This is a genomic window from Streptomyces sp. NPDC058274 (genome assembly GCF_042881375.1).
Taxonomy (GTDB): domain Bacteria; phylum Actinomycetota; class Actinomycetes; order Streptomycetales; family Streptomycetaceae; genus Streptomyces.
In genome coordinates, this window is the sequence record NZ_JBHVXW010000007.1 from 299,881 (window position 1) to 322,105 (window position 22,225).

Annotated in this window: 20 protein-coding genes and 1 tRNA gene; 12 read left to right on the top strand and 9 right to left on the bottom strand. The window is 69.5% G+C overall.

What is annotated here, in order from left to right:
* The first annotated feature begins 149 nt into the window (after positions 1-149).
* The 3 genes from ACFVYF_RS17375 (at position 150) to ACFVYF_RS17385 (ending at position 3,751) form a co-directional block, all read left to right on the top strand.
* A complete protein-coding gene (locus tag ACFVYF_RS17375; RefSeq protein WP_389456110.1) occupies positions 150-860 on the top strand; it encodes a LuxR C-terminal-related transcriptional regulator in 711 nt (236 codons plus the stop codon).
* Between the two features lie 634 nt (positions 861-1,494).
* Positions 1,495-2,619, top strand: a complete 1,125-nt coding sequence (locus tag ACFVYF_RS17380; protein WP_389456112.1) for a M24 family metallopeptidase — start codon at positions 1,495-1,497, stop codon at positions 2,617-2,619.
* A 337-nt stretch (positions 2,620-2,956) separates the two neighbouring features.
* Positions 2,957-3,751, top strand: a complete 795-nt coding sequence (locus ACFVYF_RS17385) for a YoaK family protein (RefSeq protein WP_389456114.1) — start codon at positions 2,957-2,959, stop codon at positions 3,749-3,751.
* A 25-nt stretch (positions 3,752-3,776) separates the two neighbouring features.
* On the opposite strand, the gene ACFVYF_RS17390 is transcribed toward ACFVYF_RS17385, so the two are convergent.
* Complete coding sequence (locus ACFVYF_RS17390) at positions 3,777-5,435, bottom strand: ABC transporter substrate-binding protein (RefSeq protein ID WP_389456116.1); 1,659 nt, start codon at positions 5,433-5,435, stop codon at positions 3,777-3,779.
* Positions 5,436-5,698: 263 nt separating this feature from the next.
* Between ACFVYF_RS17390 and ACFVYF_RS17395 the strand changes: the two genes are divergently transcribed.
* Positions 5,699-8,095 (top strand): PAS domain S-box protein, encoded by a 2,397-nt coding sequence (locus ACFVYF_RS17395; RefSeq protein ID WP_389456118.1) that lies wholly within the window; start codon positions 5,699-5,701, stop codon positions 8,093-8,095.
* A 173-nt stretch (positions 8,096-8,268) separates the two neighbouring features.
* The gene (locus ACFVYF_RS17400) at positions 8,269-8,706 is read left to right on the top strand and encodes an RpiB/LacA/LacB family sugar-phosphate isomerase (RefSeq protein WP_389456120.1); all 438 of its coding nucleotides are present in this window, start codon (positions 8,269-8,271) and stop codon (positions 8,704-8,706) included.
* A gap of 132 nt (positions 8,707-8,838) precedes the next feature.
* Here the strand turns inward: ACFVYF_RS17400 and ACFVYF_RS17405 are convergent, their stop codons facing one another.
* Positions 8,839-9,411 carry a transcriptional regulator gene (locus tag ACFVYF_RS17405; protein ID WP_389456122.1) on the bottom strand — a complete coding sequence of 191 codons (573 nt, stop codon included), beginning with the start codon at positions 9,409-9,411 and terminating at the stop codon, positions 8,839-8,841.
* Between the two features lie 438 nt (positions 9,412-9,849).
* On the opposite strand from ACFVYF_RS17405, the gene ACFVYF_RS17410 reads away from it, so the two are divergent.
* The gene (locus ACFVYF_RS17410) at positions 9,850-10,680 is read left to right on the top strand and encodes an acyl carrier protein (protein WP_389456124.1); all 831 of its coding nucleotides are present in this window, start codon (positions 9,850-9,852) and stop codon (positions 10,678-10,680) included.
* Between the two features lie 161 nt (positions 10,681-10,841).
* On the opposite strand, the gene ACFVYF_RS17415 is transcribed toward ACFVYF_RS17410, so the two are convergent.
* Entirely contained in the window at positions 10,842-11,228 is a 387-nt protein-coding gene (locus ACFVYF_RS17415) for a TraR/DksA family transcriptional regulator (RefSeq protein ID WP_389456125.1), read from the bottom strand.
* 224 nt (positions 11,229-11,452) lie between these two features.
* Between ACFVYF_RS17415 and ACFVYF_RS17420 the strand changes: the two genes are divergently transcribed.
* Both ACFVYF_RS17420 and ACFVYF_RS17425 read left to right on the top strand, forming a co-directional pair.
* Positions 11,453-11,662 (top strand): DUF6199 family natural product biosynthesis protein, encoded by a 210-nt coding sequence (locus ACFVYF_RS17420; protein ID WP_389456127.1) that lies wholly within the window; start codon positions 11,453-11,455, stop codon positions 11,660-11,662.
* A 63-nt stretch (positions 11,663-11,725) separates the two neighbouring features.
* Entirely contained in the window at positions 11,726-12,043 is a 318-nt protein-coding gene (locus ACFVYF_RS17425) for a hypothetical protein (protein WP_389456129.1), read from the top strand.
* Positions 12,044-12,212: 169 nt separating this feature from the next.
* On the opposite strand, the gene ACFVYF_RS17430 is transcribed toward ACFVYF_RS17425, so the two are convergent.
* Positions 12,213-13,427, bottom strand: coding sequence for a GDSL-type esterase/lipase family protein (locus tag ACFVYF_RS17430; protein ID WP_389456131.1), 1,215 nt, complete (start codon positions 13,425-13,427; stop codon positions 12,213-12,215).
* Between the two features lie 187 nt (positions 13,428-13,614).
* On the opposite strand from ACFVYF_RS17430, the gene ACFVYF_RS17435 reads away from it, so the two are divergent.
* Complete coding sequence (locus tag ACFVYF_RS17435) at positions 13,615-14,145, top strand: HAD domain-containing protein (RefSeq protein WP_389456133.1); 531 nt, start codon at positions 13,615-13,617, stop codon at positions 14,143-14,145.
* 105 nt (positions 14,146-14,250) lie between these two features.
* Here the strand turns inward: ACFVYF_RS17435 and ACFVYF_RS17440 are convergent, their stop codons facing one another.
* The 5 genes from ACFVYF_RS17440 to ACFVYF_RS17460 all read right to left on the bottom strand — a co-directional run bounded on the left by ACFVYF_RS17440 (position 14,251) and on the right by ACFVYF_RS17460 (position 18,728).
* Positions 14,251-15,171: an SMP-30/gluconolactonase/LRE family protein gene (locus ACFVYF_RS17440; RefSeq protein ID WP_389456135.1), complete on the bottom strand. Its 921-nt coding sequence runs from the start codon at positions 15,169-15,171 to the stop codon at positions 14,251-14,253.
* Between the two features lie 566 nt (positions 15,172-15,737).
* A tRNA-Met gene (locus ACFVYF_RS17445) sits at positions 15,738-15,811 on the bottom strand.
* Positions 15,812-15,955: 144 nt separating this feature from the next.
* Entirely contained in the window at positions 15,956-16,228 is a 273-nt protein-coding gene (locus ACFVYF_RS17450) for a hypothetical protein (RefSeq protein ID WP_389456137.1), read from the bottom strand.
* A gap of 100 nt (positions 16,229-16,328) precedes the next feature.
* Complete coding sequence (locus ACFVYF_RS17455) at positions 16,329-17,099, bottom strand: N-acetyltransferase (RefSeq protein WP_389456139.1); 771 nt, start codon at positions 17,097-17,099, stop codon at positions 16,329-16,331.
* A gap of 363 nt (positions 17,100-17,462) precedes the next feature.
* Positions 17,463-18,728, bottom strand: a complete 1,266-nt coding sequence (locus ACFVYF_RS17460) for a PP2C family protein-serine/threonine phosphatase (RefSeq protein WP_389456141.1) — start codon at positions 18,726-18,728, stop codon at positions 17,463-17,465.
* Between the two features lie 376 nt (positions 18,729-19,104).
* Here ACFVYF_RS17460 and ACFVYF_RS17465 point away from each other — a divergent pair, with 376 nt between their 5' ends.
* The 3 genes from ACFVYF_RS17465 to ACFVYF_RS17475 all read left to right on the top strand — a co-directional run bounded on the left by ACFVYF_RS17465 (position 19,105) and on the right by ACFVYF_RS17475 (position 21,721).
* Complete coding sequence (locus ACFVYF_RS17465; protein ID WP_389456142.1) at positions 19,105-19,464, top strand: hypothetical protein; 360 nt, start codon at positions 19,105-19,107, stop codon at positions 19,462-19,464.
* A 77-nt stretch (positions 19,465-19,541) separates the two neighbouring features.
* Complete coding sequence (locus tag ACFVYF_RS17470; RefSeq protein WP_389456144.1) at positions 19,542-20,630, top strand: glutamate--cysteine ligase; 1,089 nt, start codon at positions 19,542-19,544, stop codon at positions 20,628-20,630.
* 254 nt (positions 20,631-20,884) lie between these two features.
* A complete protein-coding gene (locus ACFVYF_RS17475) occupies positions 20,885-21,721 on the top strand; it encodes a polysaccharide lyase family 7 protein (protein WP_389456146.1) in 837 nt (278 codons plus the stop codon).
* Positions 21,722-22,225 lie beyond the last annotated feature (504 nt).

Genomic DNA, 22,225 nt, shown 5'->3' on the forward strand with positions numbered 1-22,225 from the left:
GCGATTTTTAGTGTTTTGGCAACCGATCAGAACTGATCCGGAAGCCGTCCGGAGCCCTGCTGACCGGTGTTCTCCGATCTGTCCCGTCACTTCGCGCAGCGGACACTGATTGGTCCCCCACATCTGACTCAGAGAGACGGTTCGTCTTAATGACAAAGACAATCACCGGTGCCCCGCACATCAAGGAAGACGTCATACTCGTCGGCCGTCCTTCCACGGGTTCGCGTTTACCGGACAGCCGGGCGCGCGGAATGAGCCGCCGCCGGACCTGCACCGCGCATCTGGATCCGGATCTCGACATCATCGCGGCCGACCCGGATTTCTGCCGCCTGTTCGCCCGCACCTCCGCCGACATCTGCGGACGCGGCCTCTACGACCTTCTGCATCCCAGCGCCCCGGCCCTGCTCGACCGCCCTTTCACCCGGCTGTCCGAAGGGCGTGGCAACCGCGTCGTCGAGCGGGTCGTGGGCCTGGGCCACAGCGGAAACGTTTTCACTTGCGAGCTGACCGCGATCGCCGTGCACGGGGCCTCCGGCGGACTCACCGGAATCGTCATCCTCGTACAGCCCGACGAGGAAGTGCTCGACAGTGCGCCCGACGAATCGAACGGAACGCGGAACCGCCACCTGCTGAGCAAGCTGGACGCGCAGGTCCTCGAGGGAATCGCCTGCGGTGCCTCCACCGTCCAGCTCGCGGCCCGGCTCTATCTCAGCCGGCAGGGCGTCGAGTACCACGTCGGCCTGATGCTCCGTAAGTTCGAGGCCCCCAACCGCGCCGCCCTGGTGGCACGCGCGCACGCGACAGGCATGCTGTCGGTCGGCCAGTGGCCGCCGCGTGTTCCGCCCGAGTGCATCAAGTAGCGCATCGGCCGTGACCGGTCGTCAGGACACCGCGTCTCATGTCTCCGACCGGTCGAGTTCCTCGTCGAGGGCAAGGGCCGCGGTGATGAGCGCCAGGTGTGTGAACGCCTGCGGGCGCATGCTGAACCCTTCGCTCCCGGCTCGTCGTCACGCCGACGGGCGTCCCACCTCTCGGGCTCACACCGACCGGAACCGGATGTCCCACGTCTCGGGCTCACGCCCACCGGCACCGGGCTTCGGCCTCTCACCGCGTTCGCGGCCGCATGACGTCGACGCCGTGCCGGCCCGGCTCGTCGTTGCCCAGCCTCGGCGCGGGGAAGGACCGTCGCAGCGCGATTCACCCGTTCGAGTGGGAGCCGGAGTCACACGGGCGTGGGCCCGAGGATGCTGGACGCCTGGCCGGGTCCGGCACGCAGAGAGCAGGAACACGCGGGCCTCGGCCCGAGGCCGCCGGGTGCGGCCAGTCCGGCACGCACAGAGCAGGAACACGCGGGCCTGGGCCCGAGGCCGCCGGGTGCGGCCGGTCCGGCACTCTCGCTCACTCGAACAGCCGCGTCCATGGACGCACCGGGCCTTTTCGCCCCGTCCAATGGACAACTGGACGACGCGAGAAGCCACACGGCCAGGAGGAACCATGGCGGCGACACCCCCGGCCTTCACCGAGCGGGACTACGCGGCACGCATGACCCGCGCCGCCCGGGACGCGGCCGGCGCCGGGCTCTCCGGCCTGCTGATCACCCCGGGTCCCGACCTGACCTGGCTGTGCGGTTACCGGCCCACCGCGGAAACCGAACGTCTCACGCTCCTCGTCCTCAGCGCGGACTCCGAACCCCGGCTGCTGGTACCGGTGCTGGAGCGTCCGGACGCGGAGGCGGCTCCGGGCGCGGGTGCCCTGCGGGTGTCCGACTGGAGGGACGACCAGGACCCCTACGCCGTGGCGGCCGGCCTGCTGCGTTCCGACGGCCGCTACGGCGTGTCCGACTCCGCGTGGGCGCTGCACCTGCTGGAACTGCAGGAGGCGGTGCCGCTGACCAGGTACCGGGCGCTGGCCTACGCGCTGCCGATGCTCCGGGCCGTCAAGGACGAGCCCGAGATCGCACGGCTGGCCTCGGCAGCCGCGGCCGCGCAAGCCGCGTACGAGGAGATCCTCTCCGTACGGTTCGCCGGTCGCCGCGAGACCGATGTGGCCGCCGACCTCGCCGGGCTGCTGCGCGCGCACGGACACAGCCGGGTCGACTTCACCGTGGTCGGCTCCGGGCCCAACGGCGCCGACCCGCATCACGGGGCAGGCGACCGCACCATCGCGACGGGCGACATGGTGGTCCTGGACTTCGGCGGCCTCAAGGACGACTACCACTCCGGCGTCACGCGGACGGTGCACGTCGGTGAGCCCACCGACGAGGAACAGCGGGTCCATGACGTCGTCCGTACGGCGCAGCAGGCGGCGTTCGATGCGGTGCGGCCCGGTGTCGCCTGTCAGGAGATCGACCGGGTCGCCCGCTCGGTCATCGAGAGCGCCGGATACGGCGAGTACTTCGTCCACCGCACGGGGCACGGAATCGGCTTCACCCCGCACGAGCCGCCGTACCTGGTGAAGGGCGAACAGCAGCCGCTGGTGGCGGGCATGTGCTTCACCGTAGAACCGGGCATCTACCTTCCGGGACGCTTCGGTGTCCGTATCGAGGACATCGTCACCTGCACCGACGAGGCGGGACGCCGGCTCAACTCCGCCTCGCACGAGATGGCCGTCGTCGAGTGACGTCGCACCGCGCCGGTGCGCCAAGGGCAAGGGCAAGGGCAAGGGCAGGCGGGTAAAGCGCGAGCCGGGGCCGATATGCCGCCGACCTCTTCGAATACGCCCCGCATAAGCAGATTGCCAAAATCTGGGTCACATTTCACCCAAAGGTCTGGATTTGCCAGGGGGTGTCGTCGCACCATGAACGAATAGAGAAACATGCATACGGCAACCGGTTGGGGCGAGTTCCTGGCCGCGGGCGCTTGGAGGGAAAGGCATGCGAGAAAGCGGCCTTGAGAAAACCCACCGACGGCGACCTCGGTTCGCACGGTCCCAGGACCTACGGTCCGGTCCCGCGAGCGTGCCGGCCCGGGCCTACAGCGCGGCGGATCCCCTGACCGGCCTGACCACCGGCCGAAGCCTGGACCTGGCGGCCGCCCACGCGACTCCGGCGCTCCTGACCATTCGGGACCGGCTGCTCGTGGCCCTGGCATTCTCGTCAGGTGTCTTCGAAGCGATCTGTTTCCTCTCCTTCGGAAAGGTCTTCACGGCATTCCAGACCGGGAACATCGTGTTTCTCGGTCTCGGTGTCGCCGGAACTCGGCCGCCCGCAGGACCGGATCCGGTGCGGGTGGTGATCTCGCTCGCCGCCTTCGCCGTCGGAGCCGCACTGGCGGTGCGGATATTGAAGGCCTTCAACGGCGACGACGAGGTCGAGGACAGCGACATCTTCGAGGCCTGGCCCCGTCGCGTGTCCCTCGCCCTCTGTGTCGCGCTGGTCGCCCAGGCGGGCTTCCTCGCCGTGTGGCTGACCACCTCGCCGTCCGGCCTGGTGTCCAACATCCTCATCAGCCTGAACGCATTCGCCATGGGACTGCAGATGAACGCCATTCGGTCGCTCCATGTGCCGGGCATCTCCACCACGGCCGCGACCGCCACCTTCATCAGCCTGGTCACCGGTATCACCGCCTGGTCGCACACGGCGGCCGCGGCGCGCCGCCTGACCGGGGTGCTCGTGGGCATGGCTGCCGGTGCCTTCGTCGGAGACTGGATGCTCGGTCATGCGCACGCCTACGCGCCGGCCCTCCCCGTCGCGGTCATGGCCGTCGTGATCGCGATCGCCTCGGTGACGCTGAAGCAGGGGCCCGCGCGATGACCCCGTACCGGCGCCCTCGCGGGACTCAACTCACATAGCCGACCTTGGACCAGTCGACGGCTTCACCGGCGTACCAGTTGATCCCGGTCACGTTCCTGCGCGCGCCCACCTGGAATCCGGGCTGCGCGATCCAGAGCCAAGGGGCGTCCTTCGCGATGATGCCGGTGCACCGCTTGTGGGCCTCCAGCCGCTGGTCCCAGGTGAGTTGCGGACGCCCGGCCCGGGCCAGACAGGCGTCGGCCGCAGCGCTGCGGTATCCGCCCCAGTTGTTGGAGCTCTTCGACTGGTAGAACACGCCCAACGCGTAGGCGGGGTCGGGAGAATCGGCCCCGAAGCTCTGGAAGAACATCGGCCGTTCGCCGTTGAACAGGGCGTGGGTGTATGTCCCCGGCGGGAGCGCCTCCAGGTCGAGCGTCACCCCGACGTCCTCGAAGGCGCTCTTGAGCGCGGCGCCGACAGGTTCACCCAGCGGCTCGGCGGTGCTGTAGGCCAGGGTCGTCCGGAAGCCCCTGCTGTGCCCGGACTCCCGCAGCAACGCGCGCGCCCGCTCCGGGTCGTAGGTGTACGGACGGAAGTAGGGGTCGAACCCGGCCGCGTGGTCGGAGACGGGTCCATGGGCCGGCCCGGCGAAGCCGCGGTAGACCTGCTCGATGATCCGGTCGTACGGCGTCGCGTACGACAGCGCCTGCCGCACCCGGACGTCGTCGAGGGGCGGGTACCTGGGGTTCATGGGGCAGGAGTGGATGACGTAACCCTGGAAGTTCCACAGGCGCAAGTCCGCGCTGTTCTGCACCTGTTGCATGTCCTCGGGCAGCAGGTACTGGGCGATCCCCGCCTCTCCGGTCATCAGCGCGTGGAGCCGCCGGGACGACTCCGGTATCTGCCGGAAGGTGATCCGCTCCAGCCGGGGCGGGAAGGGGTGTTCCTTGTGGGCCACCCAGACGGCCTGACGGCCGGGGCTGAGCTCGGCGAGCCTGAACGGGCCGAAGCCCGCGTCGTGGTTCCTCAGCCACCGCTTCGCCCAGGGATCGCTCGGGGTCGTGTGCCTCTTCGCCACCGTGGAGTCGACCATCGCCCGCCAGAACTCGCTCATCGTCAGAAGCAGATCCGGCCCCGGCTCCGCCAGGTCGATACGGACCGTGTACCGGTCGAGGACCCGGACGTCGTCGGGCCGTTCGATCATGGCGAGGGTGTTGTAGAAGCTGGTGATGCCGTGGACGGCGAAGCTCCGGTCGAACGTCCACTTCACGTCCTCGGCGGTGAACTCGTTGTCCGCGTGGCTCGGCCAGCCCTTTCGCAGCGAGAACGTGTAGGTTCGGCCGCCGTTGGTGACCTCCCACCCCTCCGCCATGCGCGGCTCGGTGATGTCCTGGAAGTTCTCGGCCTGCCAGGCGAGGTCGTAGCCGCCCGGCTCGCCGGGGGCCGGGATCTCCTTCCAGCGGGTCAGCCGGTCGTTGAGGTTGAAGACGTGGTCGTACACCTCTTTACCGAAGACCAGTTCCCAGTCGAGGCTGGGCGGGGTCGTGGCCGCAGCGACGACCAACTGCCGCCCCTGCGTGGCTCGTCCGCCACAGGCCACCGCCAAGGGGAGCCCCGCCATCGCTGCCGCGCCCCCCAGGAACGACCTGCGGGACACCGGAGGGCGGTCCGCGCCGGTGGGTGGGTCACTGGGCTGGTCCGTCATCGGCCTTCCTGACCCGGGCACTGAGGACGGTGCCCCTCCGGACGGGAGAGGGTTCGGCGGGTGGGCGCTCCTCCGCTCGCAGGCCGGTCGGCCTCCGGCGGGCATCCTCGGTCGAGAGGGCCGTCAAGACCGCCAATCCCTCGCCCTGCGGCCCGTCTTGACCGATGCCGTCACGCTAGCGCGTCGTGCTCCGACGTCAAGAACGCGTCTTCCTCAGGCGACGGTGATGGAGGAGGATTGTCTCGTTCGCGAGCGGAGTGAGCATGCGGCCTCGGCAGGTTCTGACGGTGGCGATGGTCCTCGCGTTGACCGTTGCCGGATTCTTCGGCGCTCGTCTGCTCGGTGAGCGGGACGCGCGACGCAGCTCCATGCACCGCGCCGAACTCGCCGCCGCGCAGATCCACGAACGCGTCGTCCAGGGGTCCTCCCTGGCCGAGAGCCTGCGCCGGTTCCTGGCGAGCGACGCGGGGACCCAGGTCACGAGCGGAGAGTTCGAGAGCAACGCGTCGCGGTGGCTCAGTCCGGCGGGCTTCCCCGCCGCAGCGTGGGTCGAGCAGGTTCCGGCAGGCCGTCGTACCGCGTACGAGCACCGGATCGGGCACCCCATCGTCACGCGCGACCGGCAACTGAGGATCGTGCCCGTCGGGTCACGGTCCTCCTATCTGCCGGCGACACTGGTTTCCGGCATTTCTCCCGTGGCGGTGCCGGGCGTGGATCTGGGCGACGAAACCGGTGTGGGGGCGGCCGTGCGCCGGGCGCGGACCTCGCGCGACGCCCGCGCGACACCGCTGGCGGCCCAGAATGACGGCACGCCCGGGCTCTTCCTGGTCCGGGCGGCGCCCCGCCTGGTCGGGGACGTCGTGAAACCGGGGTTCGTCGTGTTGTTCATGTCGGAGCTCTCGCTGCGCACCGCGGCGACGGACCCGACGCCGATGCGGCTCGCCGTCGGCGGCAGCTCCACGAGCGATCTCCAGGGCACCAGGGCCGTGCACGCCACGTTCACGGAAGCGGGACAGCGGTTCGACGTCGCCGTTCCCCAGGAATCGGTGCACGGCGCTGCGGCTGTCCTGCAGTGGATCATCCTGGCCGCCGGTCTCGTCCTCGCCGCCCTCGCCGGGGTGCTGGGAGTCAACGGGGCCCGGCGGGCTCGAGCGCAGGACGAACTGGACCGCATCTTCCGGCTCTCCTCCGACCTGATCGCGGTGGCCGACTTCGAAGGGCGCACCACCCGCGTCAATCCGGCCGTCGAACAGATCCTGGGCTACACCGTGGAGGAGTTCCTGGCCCGGCCCTTCCTCGAACTCGTCCATCCCGACGACCGGGAGAAGACGGCCGCGCTCACCGGGCGGATCCGCGAGGGGATGAAGGTCACGTCGTTCGAGACCCGGTACGTACGCAAGGACGGGTCGTACCGGGTGCTCGAGTGGACGTCGGCCCCCGGCATCGCGGAGAGATCCATGTACGGCGTGGCACGGGACGTGACGCAGCGCCGGCACACCGAGCGGGAGCTGCGACGGCTCGCCGGCGAGCAGGCGGCGTTGCGGCGCGTGGCGACCCTCGTGGCGCGGGGCGTGTCGTCGGCAGAGGTCTTCTCGGCCGTCGCGGAGGAGGGAGAGCGCCTGCTCGACGCCCGGGCCACCGCGATCGGGCGACTGGAGCCGGACGGCATGATGACGATCGTGGCCAGCAGCGGGACCGCGAGCGACGAACTCCCGGTGGGCAGTCGTGTGTCGCTCGCGTCCGAGCTCGCCCTCACCGAGGTGGCGCGCACCGGCCGGCCGGCCCGGGTGGACGGCGACCGTCGCACCCTCGGTGGCGTCGGCCGGAGAGGGCAGCTGGGCACCGGCTGTGCCGTGGCGGTTCCGATCATGGTCGGTGGGTCTCTCTGGGGATCCATCGGCGCCGGAACAGACCAGGAGCGGTTCCCGGCCGACGCCGAGCAGCGCCTGGCCGACTTCACGGAACTCCTGGCCACCGCGATCGCCAATGCGGACAGCCGTGCGGAACTGGCCGCCTCGCGCAGGCGCATCGTCGCGGCGTCCGACGAAGCCCGCCGCCGGATCGAGCGGGACCTGCACGACGGCACGCAGCAGCAACTGGTCTCCCTCGTCCTCACGGTGCGTGCGGAGGAGGCGAACGTCCCGCCCGAGAGCAGCGAACTCCGCGCCGCGCTGGCCCGGGTGGCGACGGGTCTGACCGGTGCGGTCGAGGACCTCCAGGAGATCTCGCGCGGTATCCACCCCGCGATCCTTTCCGCGGGTGGTGTGGGGCCGGCCCTGCGCACCCTCGCGCGCCGGTCGGCGATTCCGGTGGAGCTCGATGTCACGACCGACTCGCGGCTTCCGGAGCCGATCGAGGTAGCGACGTACTTCGTCGCGTCGGAGGCCTTGGCCAACGCGACGAAGCACGCGCGGGCGTCGCACATCGCGGTGTCCCTGGCGCTGCACGACACCGGTCTCGTCCTGTCGATCCGCGACGACGGCGTCGGCGGAGCGGATTCCGGGCGCGGCTCGGGACTCGTCGGCCTGCGGGACCGGGTCGAGGCGCTCGGCGGCACGATCAGGATCGACAGCCCGGCGGGCAACGGGACGTCGCTGGTCGTCACGTTTCCCCTCGACTTCGAGCCCACGGGGGCGGGGGCCGGCCACGTCATCGAGTAGCGGTGCCGGTGGCATCGACTGCCCCGAGTCGGGTGGACTCACCCACCGTCGGCCGGGCGTGGCCTTCCTGATGTCTGCTCACTGATCTCGCCGGCCGCGCCGGTCCGCCGCGGGGAACGCCCGTGCCGCGGGATCGGGGACATTCACCGCGTCCACTGAGTAGTGTCCGAGCCATGCGGATCTCCGTTTCCTCGGACATGGACGAACCCGTGGCCCGCTCTCTCCTCGCGGAGCTGCGCAGTCGCGGTCATGAGGTCATGACACATGGGGCGCTGAAGCCCGGGGACGACAGCCAGTGGGCGCCGTGCTCGATGTCGGCCGCCCGCGATGTCGCCGACGGGACGGCGGACCAGGCGGTCGTGTGCTGCTGGACCGGCACCGGCGCGTCGATCGCCGCCAACAAGGTCCCGGGCGTACGAGCGGCCCTGTGCACGGACGCCTACACGGCGGACGGGGCACGGCGCTGGAACGACGCCAACGTGCTGGCGCTCAGCCTGCGCCTGACGTCGGAGCCGTTGCTGAAGGAGATCCTCGACGCGTGGTTCGCCGCCGAGGCCAGCCAGGCCGCCGAGGACAAGGAGAACGTGGCCTGCACCGGACGCCTCGACTAGGACCTGTCGGCGCATCACGCCGGGGCCGGCACGTGCAATGAGGCGGCCCCGTCTGCGGTGGCGTCGTGAAGGACCGCGAGCTCGGGGCGCCTCGCGGAGGGGGCCGATCGGATACGCCGGCCCCCACCGCGTTCAGGCAGCGAAGCCCACGTTGGTCACGTACTCGTACTGACCCCACTGGGAACCGAGGTCGACGATCTGCTCGACCCAGGCATCGTCCAGGGCCTGGGCATCCGCGACGGCCCAGGCGTTCACGAGGGCGTCCCAGTGGCGGACGTTGAGAGCGCGGTATTCGACGACACGCTGGCGCGGGCGGGGCACCTGGGACTGGTTGACCGGGTGGATTTCCACGCGGGTACCGCGGCCTGCCGCGTTCAGCCGTCCGCTCAGATAGCGAGCGACGTTGTGACGGCGCACGGCGCGATAGGCGGTCTCGATGCGCTCCAGGTTCTTCTTGGAGGGACGGCGCTTGCCGTCGAGCCAGGCCTTGAACGTGCGGTCGGTGACCGTCAGACCGGCTTCCCGCGCGGCCTGTCGGGCATGGTCGGTACGGGTGAGGTAGTGCAACCGGGCCGAGAGGCCGCGGCGGGCGGTGACGGGAGTCGCGACGTACCCGGCGAGCCTGTCGAGCTGACGGGCCACGGCCTCACTGCCCTTGATACCGCGGGCTCCATAGTGACCGAAGTCGCGTGTTCTGTCAGCCATTCACCCGCATCCATTCCACTTCGCTAGCGTGCACTTTCCCATAATACCGTAACCACTCGTCCGCAACTCCCTTTCGCCGACGGCATTTTCACATATTCCTCGGATTCGAGGGCCCCGCTGTCGGGCATCTGGGGCCCTTCCGTTTCCACCCAGGAATCCATCTCGCGCGAGGTCGGATTTCTGGCGAGGACCACCAAGGCGAATCTCCGGTTTCCATGCGGCTGGCGGGCGGTCGCCGGCCACGCTGCGGGTGTCGAGGGGAGGCCGCCACCAATCCCCGCCGGACCAGCAGATGTCCGGCGCGGAAACCCCCCGTGTACACGCCGTGCATTCCTGGGCGCCGCTACAACCACGGGCGCCGGTCGGGGTGTCCAACCTGCCGGCACGACCGGCGGCAACGCCTTCCGAACGACGACCGGATCAACCCATGGAGTTCGCATGCGCCTACGTCCACTGGCGGCTCGCCTGACCGCGACCGCCCTGCTCGCCCTCACCACCACCGCGGCCGCCACGCTGCCCGCATCAGCCGAGCCTGCCGGAGGCGCCGGCGCGCCCGGCACCTCCACGCCGGCGCCTTACCAACTGACGCTGTCCACCAACCCCAGTACCGCTGACTTCGGACACCGAACCGTCAACCTGACGGGCACCCTGAGCCGCGCCGACGGCTCGCCGGTAACCGACGCCACGGTCCCGGTCAAGGAGGCCGTGCTCTACAAGACGTGGAACCCGTGGGGTGATCCCATCGACCCGATCGAGCGCGAGAGCCGCAGCCTCGGCACCCTCCGGACCGACAGCAATGGGCACTTCACTCTCGACGGCGTCTCGGCGGACCGCTGGCTTACTCAGAACAGCACCTTCGTCACTCCCCTGAACCAGGTGCAGTTCTACGCTTCCTACGATCCTCCGGAGGACCCCACGAACCAGGACATCGTCTTCGCCGAGACCACCGTCGTCACACAGCCCACCGCCGGCACGATCAGCTACAAGGTCAACAAGACCAGGGTCCATGCGGGCGAAATCCTCGTCGTGCAGGGCAAGGTCACCTGGCCCGCCGGACACGGCCCGGTCGCCGGCACCCGAGTACTCCTGCGTACGTATTTTGAGAGCTCCTTCAACGCGCAGACCACCACGGACGCCCAGGGCAACTTCATCGTCACCAGCAAGATCAGGGATTACGACAACGAATTCGTGATCTTCTCGGCCCCCAACGACTACTATCTCGCGGGCGCAAGCCAGAACCTTCCGGTAAAGAACCTCAGCAACGGCTGACGGCTCGGTCACGTTCTGGCCGGGCAACGGCTGACCGGCTCGGTCAACTCGCCGGCCTCGGTCGTACCGCCGACGGTCGGGTGCGGGGGTGCCACGGCGGGCCCCCGCGTTCAGCCACGCACCGACCGGTCGTGACCTCAGGAACGCCTGCCGCCGCCGTCTCAGCGCGAGCGGATCCCGGCGCATTTCACGCATGTCCTCGCCGCCGGGCGTACCTCCAGGCGTTCCGCGGGAATCAGCTCGCCGCACGTCTCACATCGCCCATAGACGCCTTGCTCGAGCCGTTCCAGTGCCTGGCCCAGATCGACCAGATATTCCCGCGCCTGTGTCAGCAAGGAGGCGACATGAGCGCGCTCGAAGGCAGTGCTCGACCCCTCCGGATCGTGTTCGTCATCGACCGCCACGAGAGCGTTCGCCTCGACGATTCCCTCGAAATCACGGTTCAGGGCCGCGATCTGTTCGCTCGTACCGGCACGCTCGGCCGCCAGTCGCGCACGGATTGCTTCCCGCTCGGCTGGAGAGAATTCAGATTCAGGGAACTTGGCCACTAGTGCCGAAACGCTGTCGTCCGCTCCTGTATTCCGCAGGCCTCAGGGAGCTTCGCCGTAGCCGCCACCCCCGGTCTCGACCGTCACGGCCGACCGCCCCGCGACGGAATCAGGCGTCTGCGGGATGCCCACCGCGATGTGGGGTAGCCGAACGCTCACGCCACCGGCCGCACCTCGGGCATCCAGCGCCTGACACCCGAAAGGGAGGACCCATTGTCACCGCCATGTTGTCCGCATTCCTGCTCATCGGTCTGGTCCAGGTCGTCCGGCCGCAACTCCTGTGGAGGGCCGACCGGCTTCTGCAACGTCCGTTCGTCAGGGATGACGAGGCCATGGAAACGACGGGCAAGGGCTATCCGGTGATGCGGATGGCCGGCGCGGTGTTTCTCGGAGCCGCCATCTGGATGCTCGTCCAGAATCTCCAGGGTCAGTGACGGCAATCCCCAGCAAGCTGGACGCTCTCGCACGGCGGGGGCGTACGCGTATAAGGAGTTCCTGTGACCACGTATGTCATCACCGTCCCCGGCACGTTCGTCCACGGCATCACCGATGCCTCGCGGTCCGATGTGGAGCGCCGGCTGCGTCCGCAGGATCCGCAGAACACCGAAATGGGCGAGAGCGAGGAGCTGCACCTTCTGACGGTCGACGAGGGCAGCATGTTCTCCGTCCGGGTCGAAGTGGAGGCCGCGGACCAGAAGAGTGCCGAGGCCGAGGCGGTGCGCCTCGTCTCCAGCGCCCTGCGGGACAGTGGCTTCACGGAGGACGACGCCCCGCTGGGCCAGGCCGCCGTCACCGGGATCGACCACGAGCTCTGACGTGGGTGTGGCCCCGGCACAGGGACGCTGACAGCCAGGTCCACCCCACCTTGGCGTGTACGCGGGACGGGAGCGGTCTGCTCCATGCGCGGCACGACCGTCGCCGACGCGTTTCTCCTCCGGCCCTGATGCTGCTCTGGGCCGGAGGAGAAACGGGCGTTCGGGCACGCTAGCCGGTGAAGGGACCGCCGGTGCCGAAGGCCAGCTTGGCGAAGCGTTCGCCGATACGGCGGTGCGTGGCGGCGTCCGGGTGGATCTGATCGGGCAGCGGCAGCTCGGCGAAGTCCGCCTCGCCGTAGAGGTCACGGCCGTCGAGGTAGTGCAGGTTCGGGTCGTCGGCGGACCGCTGCTTCACGATGCGGGCCAGTTCGTCCCGGATGACGTTCAGCGTCAGCTTGCCGCGGGCGCGCTCCGCGGGGTCTCCCATGGCCAGGAACTCGATCTTCCCGTCGCTGACGTTGCTGAGATCCGGGGCGCTGGGGCCGGGAGTGTCCTCGTGGATGGGGCACAGGATCGACGAGACGACCAGGAGCGGGGCCGTGGGGTGGCCCTCGCGGATGGTGTCGAGGAAGCCGTGCACCGCCGGGCCGAAGGCCCGCAGCCGCATCAGGTCGGAGTTGACCACGTTGATGCCGATCTTGACGCTGATCAGGTCCGCGGGGGTGTCACCCATGGCGCGAGCTGTGAACGGGTCGAGCAGGGCGCAGCCGCCCAGACCGAGGTTGATGAGTTCCACATCGCCGAGGGAGGCGGCCAGGGCCGGCCAGGTCGTGGTGGGGCTTGCGGCGTCGGAGCCGTGACTGATCGAGCTGCCGTGGTGCAGCCACACGGGGCGACCGCCGTCCGGCACGCTCTCGATGGAGGCGTCGGTGCGGAGGGCGGCCAGCTGGGTGATCTCGTTGTGCGGCAGCCAGATCTCGACGACCTTCGCGGAGTCGGGCAGTCCGGCGAACCGCACGGTGCCGACCGGGCCGGGCCGGGTTTGCGCGGTTCCGGTGGTCATGTCCGTCACCAGGACGTTGCCGCCGGTCGTACTCGCCTGTCCGGCCAGGCTGCCGTCGACAAGCAGGTCGTACACGCCGTCCGGGCGGGGCGGGACACCCTCGTAGGCCATCTTGGTGCGGAGCGTGTCGAGCTCGACGACGGTGGCTCGGGTACGGAACACCAGCCGTACGCCCGACGGCTGCGACTCCACCCGCGCCAACTGCGCGTCGGCGCACTGGGCACGGGCCCGGGCCGGCAGCCGGTGGGGCAGCACACCGTGCTCGGTGTGCTCCAAGTCGGCCGCTCCGCGCAGCAGGTCCGCAGTGATGGGCGTGGTCACCCACTCCGCAGCCCGCGGCGCGGAGGAGGAACCGGGAACGGCGTCGTGCTCAGAACTCATGTTCCCAGCCTGTCAACGGGTTACCTGATCGGCAAATGATTTGCCGCCTCCCATCGCGAAGCAAGCGGCCGGCTCTGCGTCGAACATCGATCTCGTTGACGGTCGCGGCGGTTCGCACCGCAAGCCAATCGAGAGCGGGACGCCCAGCGCCCAAGCCCTCGCCACGATCAGCCGCTATCTTGCGACGATGCCTGATCCATCGCAGCGGCCGCTGCTCTTCCTCGACGTAGACGGGCCGCTCATCCCCTTCGGGGCATCGCCCCAGCATCAGACGGCGGGCTATCGGACGTACCCCTCGGCCCTCGATCTCTCGGAAACTCATGCGAATCCGCTTCTGGCGCGGATCGATCCCGCACACGGACCGAAGCTGGCGGCACTGCCGTGTGACCTGCTCTGGGCGACGACTTGGGCGGAGGAGGCGAATGACTGCATCGCGCCGCGACTCGGCCTGCCGCCGCTGCCTGTTGTGGAGTGGCCGGAGCCGTCCGAGGACGATGAACGCGATGTCCGGTCGGGCTTGCACTGGAAGACGCGTGCACTCGTCGGCTGGGCGGCCGGGCGTGCATTCGTCTGGGTCGACGACGAGATCACGGACAGGGACCGGGACTGGGTGGCCGCCCGGCACGGTCGGTCCGCCCTGCTCCATCGTGTCGATCCGCGTCGCGGCCTCACCGACGCGGACTACGTCCGCCTGGCGGACTGGCTCCGCGCCTTGTGAACTCCTCCAGGCCCTGCCGTCGTGCGGCAGAGCAGCCCACGTCCGATGCGCCCGCCGGTCGAAACGGGCGGGCGTATCGGCGCACAGGCGTCCTCCGGGTCGCGATCAGTTGTTGATGTGGGCGAGGAGCAGGTTGGGGTCGTCCTGTGTGAAGTACGCGCCGCTCGCCACGTACGCCGTCTTCCCTCGTACGGCGATGGAGGTGGGGTTGGAGAGGCCGTCCTCGGCGGTGAGTACCGTCTCGTGGGTGCCGTCGGGGTGTATCAGGGCAACGGAGTTGGCGAAGTTCTGCGCGGCGAGGACCGTGTCGCCCTGCCCGACGAAGGTGAAGTCGTCGATGCTCGTCACGCCCTCGGCCCGGGTCGTGACGCTGCCCGCGGTGCCGTCCGCGCCGATCGGGATGCTCAGCAAGGTGCCCTTGTCGGTGTTGCTCACCCAGACCGCGTCGTCGTGGACCTTGATCCCGTTCGCACCGAACCCGGAGGAACGCCCGCTGGTGGACGTCTGAAGGGCCTCGCCGGTCGCCCACAGGGACGCGTCGCCGGTCCTCGGCGACACCTTCCACACCGTGCCGCTGGTGGAGTCGGTGACGTAAAGGGTGTGGTGGCGCTCGTCCAGCGCCAGGCCGTTGACGACCTTCGCCTCGGGCAGAGCGGCCACCTGCTCGGCCGTGCCTCCCGGGCTGACGCGCCAGACCCCGGACAGGCTGCCGGCGTTGTAGTTGACGTAAAGAGTGCCGTCGGCGGCGCGCACGATGCCCGAAAGCGTGGCGTTGCCCGAGGCGGGGGCCGGCAGCGTCGCCAGAATCGTCGTGTGGCCGTCCGGCGTCACCCGGGCTACCTGCCTGGCCTTGGTGAACGTCACGTCGGCCGCCCCGCTCGGCTCCAGCGTGATGTTCTCCGGCTGCTGCTTTGTGCTGATGTCGAAGTGGGCGACCTCCCGCGCGTGGGACAGCGGGGCGGTGGCCGCGAAAGCAGGCGCGATCCCCTGCGTGGTCGCGAGTACGGCGACTGCGACAGCGCTCATGAGCGTGACGCGACGGTGACGGTACATGTACGCCTCCAGAAGTCGGATGAGAAGGGTCCAGGGGAACGCCGTACGCGGAAGCGTCCGTAACGGTCGTAAGGCGGCTGGAAGTCCCAGTGGGTGCATTCGCCACGAGGTGACGTTGCTGAAGCAGGGCTCTGAGCGATCGGCGTGCGGACGTGCGATGAGAGCCGAAGAGACACCGAGGTGAAATCATCGCCTCATCAATGCAATGCCTGGTTCTGATGGTGGGGCCGACTCCGGGCTGCTCAATCAATGTGTAGTCGATCACCGTGAACACGGGCAAGCGATCTCCGTTGTCTCACAGCGAACACAAGGCTTCCTCATGGAATTCGACAGGTTCTTCTCACTGAATCCATGGGGTTCCGGTTTGCCGGCGGCATTCCGGCCGCCGAGTTCCGTCCCATCGAATTCCGCCCGGCTCGCCGTGCGGGCGGTGACCGAAGCGGGCCCGGCCACCTGGCCGTTGAAGGCTCCGCGCGTGCGGGCATCCGCTTCATGACTGAGGGCCCGGCAGCTTTGGCTGCCGGGCCCTCAGTTGCGAGTAGCGGGGACAGGATTTGAACCTGCGACCTCTGGGTTATGAGCCCAGCGAGCTACCGAGCTGCTCCACCCCGCGTCGGTAGTCCCCACCCTACGTCACGGACGGCGGGACGTTTACCAATACCGCCGCACGCCGTCACAAGGCGAACAGCCGGCCACTCCGGGACGGCGAACCCCGGGCGAGGATCTCGGCGACCTGCTCGGGCCGAACCCCTGCGGCTCAAGGGGCGTCGCCGTGCCAGTCGAAGCGGCGCTCGTCGCCCGGGCGGGGCCCATAGAGCGTGTGGCCGCCCGGGCCGTAAGCCCCTATTTCCGTCGGCAGGACGGCCCCCTCGCGCCGCTCATGCGCCGTCCAGTCCGTCACATCCAGCAACAGACCGTCCAGCGGGCCTCCCACCAGCTCCGCGTACTCATGTCCGGGCCGCGGGCCGGGATCAGGATCGTCATGGTCGGCCCCGTAGACCCGGCCGCGCATGAATTGCTGCTCATCCATAACGGCAGGGTCGCACCCGCCACTGACAACCGCCCCCCAGCTGCTCGCGCCCACGTGACCGGCCGGGCGAACGCCGGCGGGGTCCACCGATCACGGCGGGCTATGCGCCGTGCCGGACCCAGACGTTGGGTTCGACATAGACGGCCTGGCCGTGCGCGAGGTCGCAGTGCACCGGCACCAGCGCGGCGGGCACCTCGACGGCGCCGTCACGGTCGAAGGGGAGGCCGGTCCACTCCCGCCACTGGGCCAGGGAGCCGCTGACCGTCATGGATGCGGGCGCGATCTTCTCGATGGTGCCGCCCGCCTTGACGTGGACGCGCAGCCAGGGGTCGGCCGGCAGTCCGTCGGCGTGCTGTTGGCCGATGTATTCGGCCATGGGAACGCGTGGCTGGAGATGCTTGGCCGTGGGACGGACCGGCGCCAGCAGCACGTCGTGCCCCTGCCGGGCGACCGCGCCCCGCAGCGCCGCCAGCATGCGGTAGGACAGCCCCCGGCCGAGGTACTCCGAGTCCACCGTGATCTCCAGGGCACTGGCCCTTGTCGGAACCTGCCCTCGAAGCCGATCGTGGAACGCCCACACCAGGACCTGGTCCCATCCTTTGTCCGGCGTCTCCTCACGGCCGTCGCGCTCGGCGTCGAAGGGCACGCTGAGCCCGCGCGCCACCACGCGGTCGCCGTCCGTCGCCACCACGCAGTAGCGCGGGAATTCCTCGATCACGCGGCCCAGCAGGGCGACCACGACCGGATCGTGGGCTGTGAACAACGGCCACGTATCGGTGATCTCGTAGGCGCGGGCGATCAGCTCCGGCCGCTCGGCGAAGGGGGTGATCTCGATGCTGTCAATGTCCGTCACGGCAGGGCACCTTGCCATAGCAAAACCTTCGTGACCACGGGTTTTCCCTCCTTCGCCGCGCGATGCGGAGGAACTCGCACACCGGGCACGGGACTTGGCGTCACCTGCCCTCACCGGCGTGACCGTCACGCCAGGAGGGCGTCCGAGACCGAGGTGAGGCGCTGCGGTGCTCGGCGGCGAGCCCGAAGCACGGCAGCACCGCGAGTCCGTTTCGCTCCGCAACGGGCTGCGGCGCCCTCTCGAACTCCCGCTCCAGCCGTAGACGGCCCCCACCAACCCGCCCGCGCTCACCGCCTTCCCCGTGACAGGTCACGAAGACGGCTGGAGTACCAATCGAACAAGCGGGTCCGATCACATGACCACCCGGCCTGGAGGCACTCCCTAGGCGTCCTCGGCCTCGTGGGGCAAGCCGTCAAGGTGGATGATCTTCCTGAGCTGATGGCCGGGCTTGAGCTTCGGTGAGCGGCGGATCACCACCATGGCCGCGTCGTCGCGCAGGCGCCCGCCCACGTGGGCGACGAGGTCGTCACGGATGTGGTGCAGCAGGGACTCGGGACTGCAGCAGGACCATCGCCCGATCCGTTCCGCCAGCGGATAGAAGGAGCCGTCGGGGGCCCGGGCCTCGATCACACCGTCCGTGTAGAGCAGCAGTGTGTCGTCGTCCTCGAAGGTGAAGGCGTCGACGGTGACTCCGGTCTTCGGCAGGCCGCACATGCCGAGCGGCGGCTGCGGTTGGCGGGCGTGCAGCGCGGTCACCCGGTCACCGTGCAGCAACAGGGGCGGGGGGTGTCCGCAGGAGGTCATCTGCGCGACGGGGTCCTCGTCGGGGATGTCGAGCATCAGCGCGGTGACGAAGTGCTCGTACAGCTCGTGGTCCGCCTCGCGAGGACCGGCGGGCGCTGAGTGTTCGACGTGCTCGGCACGCTCGACGTGCTCGGCACGCTCGGCGTGATCTGCACGCTCGGCATGCTCGGCATGCTCGAAGACGTGTCTGCAGACGCTCCCCTCCAGCGCGTCGACGAGTTCGAGGAGCGTGGCGCACCGGTGAGCGGCCTCACGGAAGGCGCCCATCACCACGGAGGCGTCACTGATGGCGGGCAGCCCCTTGCCCCGTACGTCTCCGATGATCAGACGTGCGCTGCCCCTGGTGCGCGTCGCCGCGTACAGGTCGCCGCCGATGTGCGCCTCGTCCTCGGCGGCCAGGTACAGGGAGGCGATCCGCAGGGGGCCCATCCGGTGGGGCAGCGGACGGAGCACCACCCGCTGTGTCGCCTCGGACACCGACCGCACTTTCGCCAGCTCACGGGTGCGACGCTCACGCTCGCGGCAGAAGACGACGAGCAGGAGGGAGATCACCGCCAGCGCGGTGATCTGCACTTGGTGGTTGGTGGTGAATCCGCCCCGCAACGCGGCGATGACCGTCTGGGCACCCACCGCCAGGGCCCCGATCACAGCGGTGAGCCGGGGGCCGGCGAGCGAGGGAGTGACAGCGGGCGCCACCACCAGCAGCGGACCGAGATGGACATCGCTCGGGGCCAGCACGTCCAGGACCGAGACGGCCACGATCAGCGCCAGGGGAACCGCCACCAGCGCATGGCTCGGTTGCCATGGCTGCCACAGATCGGCCACGCGTCGCCGGAAGCCCATAACTCCTACTGTGCACCTTTCACGGCCCCTGGTCGCAGTGCCCACGGCCGCGCGGCCGCGAGGGGATGGCGGCAGCGCGGCGAGGGGCAGGTCCGCTACGCACGGTAGTCGTAACAGTCCGCGACCGGGGTCGCGACCCGCACAGGGCAGACCGGGGCCGACCCCGGTCGCAACCCGCACAGGGCAGACCCCGGAAGCGTCCGGCACAAGGCACACAGACCCCGGAAGCGACCGGCACAGGCCAGGCAGACCCCGGAAGTGTCCGGCAGACGCCCGCTGAGCCGATGTCCCCTCCGTCGGCGGGTGTCCGTCTCCCGTTCGCGGGAAGTCGGAATCCACAAGGACAGGCAGCCTGCATCGACGTCGAGGACGACAAGTGAGCATCGAGCAAGAACACCAGCGCGGCGCGGCCGGTCGCACCGCGCCGGCGCAGGAACCGGCGGATGAGCCGACCGCCGACGAACGGGCGGCCTGGCGGCACGTGCAGCGTCGCGCGACGGGAATGACCCACCACGAGGCGAAGGCCGCACGCGACGCCGCCCGACTCGCGGCGGACTCCTCCGCCCTCAGCGACGGCGAGGCCGTACGCGCCGGCGCCGAGGCCGAGGAGTGGGAACGGGTGACGGATGCCCTCGCCGACCACGCCGGCACCTACGACCCGGATGTCGATCCCTTCGTGCAGGGCGAGAGGGCTGCGAGGGCAGATCATGGGAGGAGCTCGCGGGAGGACGAGTAACCGGGCGGCACCACTCCCGGCTCCCGCCCCCGTCCACACTCGTCCGAACGACGACCTGTCAAGAAAGGCCGCCTCACATGCGCACCGTCGGAGTGGAGGAGGAACTCCTCCTGGTTGATCCGGAGACCGGGGACCCGCAGGCCCTGTCCGCGGCCGTGCTCGCTCGTGCCGCGCTGAACGATGCGACGGACGAAACCTTCGAGAAGGAGCTGCACGGCCAGCAGCTCGAGTTCGCCACCCATCCGCAGTCCGACATGGCCGAGCTCGGCGCGGAGATCGTCCGCTGCCGGAAGGAAGCCGGGCGGGTCGCGGGTGAGATCGGCACCGCGGTCGTGGCGCTCGCCACGTCACCGCTGCCGGTCAGCCCCTCGATCAATATGGGCACCCGGTATCGGTGGATGGCGGAGCAGTTCGGGCTCACCACGCAGGAGCAGCTCACCTGCGGTTGCCACATCCATGTGTCGGTCGAATCCGACGACGAGGGCGCCGCGGTCATCGACCGTATACGGCCCTGGCTGTCGGTGCTGTCGGCGCTGAGCGCCAACTCCCCATTCTGGCAGGGCCAGGACACCCTCTACAGCAGTTACCGCAGCCGGGTCTGGGGACGCTGGCCGATGGCCGGACCGACCTCGCTCTTCGGTTCGGCCGAGGAATACCACCGGCGGGTCGCCGCCATGGCCGCCACGGGCGTGATGCGCGACAAGGGCATGGTGTACTTCGACGCCCGGCTCTCCGAGCAGTACCCGACGGTCGAGGTCCGTGTCGCGGACGTGTGTCTCGATGCGGGGACCGCTCTGCTGATCGCCACGCTCGTCCGTGGACTCGTCGAGACGGCGGCACGTGAGTGGCGTGCGGGCCGCGATCCGATCGGGCACAGTGTCGAACTCCTGCGCCTGGCCGCCTGGCGGGCCGCCCGGTACGGGCTGGAGGAGGACCTGCTGCATCCGCTGTTCCTGCGGCCGGAGCCCGCCGAGGACGTCGTACGGGCGCTCTTGGAACACGTCGGCGACGCCCTTGCCGACAGCGGCGACACCGACCGGGCGGAACAGGCGGTCTCCGTACTGCTGAGGGACGGCAACGGAGCCCGCGTACAGCGTCAACTCCTCGAATCCACCGGCAGCTTGAGTGCCGTGGTCGCGGAGTGCGTGCGACGCACACAGGCTTGACGGGGACAGCAGCAGCACCGGGCCCGCACGGACGTGCGGGCCCTTCCCTGTGCCGATGACTCGCCGGCCCCGCAACTGACACCGGGTCACATACGCGAACTCTCCTCTATCAGTCTTGACGTGGTCGCGCCACGGTCCTACTGTCGCGACACCAAAAGTTCATGTGTGAATACCCCGTTCACTGACATGAACAACAGGTATGACGTCCGCGCGTCCGCCAACTGAGCCCACCGGCCGACTGGAAGGCACCCCCCATGCGCATGCGTACAGTCCTCACGTCCCTGGCCGCCGTGACCGCCCTCGGCGGCCTGGCCCTCGTCTCCCCCACCGCGGGGGGCGCGACCCTTCCGCCCCCATCGGACAAGGCCGCTCCCGCCGTCAAGGCCGACGCCTCCATCATGGCGGACCCGTCCAAGGCACCCGGCGGCAACTTCGACCTGGGGATCTGGCAGCTCCAGGAACCGGTCGGCTCCCCCGGCTCACCGACCACGATCTCGTCCTCCCGGCTCCAAGGGGCCAATGGGTTCCAGGACTCGTACTTCTACACCGACACCCGCGACGGCGCGATGACCTTCTGGGCGCCGGAGAAGGGCGTCACCACACCGAACTCGAACTACGCTCGCTCCGAGCTGCGGGAGATGAACCGCAGCGGCAGCGCCGCCGACTGGTCGCTCGCCGGCACCCACAAGCTGAGCGCGACGCTGCGCGTCGTGTCGGTGACCTCGAACGTCTGCGTCGGTCAGATCCACCTCGGCAGCGGTGGTTCGTCCACCAAGCCGCTGCTGGAGCTGTACTACCGGTCCAACGGCGACATCATCCTGGGCACGGAGAACTCGCCCTCCGGGGGCCAGACGCTGCACACCGTCGGCAATGTGTCGGTCGGCAAGACCTGGAGCTACACGATCGGCGTCTCGGGCGGTCACACCATCGACCTGACGGTCAACGGGAGTACCACGCACTACTCCATACCGTCGTCCTTCGACCCGTACAAGCAGTACTTCAAGGCCGGTTCGTACAACCAGTCCTCCTCCGACAGCACCACCAAGGGCGCCCGGGTCGCGTTCTACGGGCTCACCGTCTCGCACAGCTGACCCGACGTCAGCAGCGGGCTCGAGAAAAATCCCGGCTCCGGCCGTGGTGAGGATGCGCTCGCGCGCCGCACCACGGCCGGAGGCATGTCCGTGACAGGGCGGCGTAAGTGCGGATCGCTGGGGGCGTGTTGCGACCACGCGTGAGCGGAATGCGCCGCATCTTCGCGAGGACGGTTTCGGGCCACTGCGGACGACCAGGTGGCCATCAGAACCAAAGACAAAGGCAAGGAGATAGCTCTCCTTGCCTTTCTCAACTTATAGCGCATGGGGGGCCTTGCGGCAAGGCCCCGGTCATGCCGCAGAATCGGCGGCTGTGACTCCCCTGACCACCAGCGCGTTCAACCTTCCCGACCACCTCTCCCCCAAGGCCGACCCGTCGTGGGGGGGGGGGGGGGGCCCGCCCCACGCGGCCCAGGCGGAGCGGCAGGAGCACGCGAAAGCCGAACACACACGGCCGGTCCGCGCCCAGCGCAACTCGCCCCCCCCGCCCCGCCCCCCCGCCCG

Coding starts and splice junctions, on each gene's coding strand:
- ACFVYF_RS17375 (WP_389456110.1), top strand. CDS start 150: ATGACAAAGACAATCACCGGTGCCCCGCACATCAAGGAAGACGTCATA.
- ACFVYF_RS17380 (WP_389456112.1), top strand. CDS start 1,495: ATGGCGGCGACACCCCCGGCCTTCACCGAGCGGGACTACGCGGCACGC.
- ACFVYF_RS17390 (WP_389456116.1), bottom strand. CDS start 5,435: ATGACGGACCAGCCCAGTGACCCACCCACCGGCGCGGACCGCCCTCCG.
- ACFVYF_RS17395 (WP_389456118.1), top strand. CDS start 5,699: ATGCGGCCTCGGCAGGTTCTGACGGTGGCGATGGTCCTCGCGTTGACC.
- ACFVYF_RS17400 (WP_389456120.1), top strand. CDS start 8,269: ATGCGGATCTCCGTTTCCTCGGACATGGACGAACCCGTGGCCCGCTCT.
- ACFVYF_RS17405 (WP_389456122.1), bottom strand. CDS start 9,411: ATGGCTGACAGAACACGCGACTTCGGTCACTATGGAGCCCGCGGTATC.
- ACFVYF_RS17410 (WP_389456124.1), top strand. CDS start 9,850: ATGCGCCTACGTCCACTGGCGGCTCGCCTGACCGCGACCGCCCTGCTC.
- ACFVYF_RS17420 (WP_389456127.1), top strand. CDS start 11,453: ATGTTGTCCGCATTCCTGCTCATCGGTCTGGTCCAGGTCGTCCGGCCG.
- ACFVYF_RS17430 (WP_389456131.1), bottom strand. CDS start 13,427: ATGAGTTCTGAGCACGACGCCGTTCCCGGTTCCTCCTCCGCGCCGCGG.
- ACFVYF_RS17435 (WP_389456133.1), top strand. CDS start 13,615: ATGCCTGATCCATCGCAGCGGCCGCTGCTCTTCCTCGACGTAGACGGG.
- ACFVYF_RS17440 (WP_389456135.1), bottom strand. CDS start 15,171: ATGAGCGCTGTCGCAGTCGCCGTACTCGCGACCACGCAGGGGATCGCG.
- ACFVYF_RS17450 (WP_389456137.1), bottom strand. CDS start 16,228: ATGGATGAGCAGCAATTCATGCGCGGCCGGGTCTACGGGGCCGACCAT.
- ACFVYF_RS17455 (WP_389456139.1), bottom strand. CDS start 17,099: ATGGCAAGGTGCCCTGCCGTGACGGACATTGACAGCATCGAGATCACC.
- ACFVYF_RS17460 (WP_389456141.1), bottom strand. CDS start 18,728: ATGGGCTTCCGGCGACGCGTGGCCGATCTGTGGCAGCCATGGCAACCG.
- ACFVYF_RS17470 (WP_389456144.1), top strand. CDS start 19,542: ATGCGCACCGTCGGAGTGGAGGAGGAACTCCTCCTGGTTGATCCGGAG.
- ACFVYF_RS17475 (WP_389456146.1), top strand. CDS start 20,885: ATGCGCATGCGTACAGTCCTCACGTCCCTGGCCGCCGTGACCGCCCTC.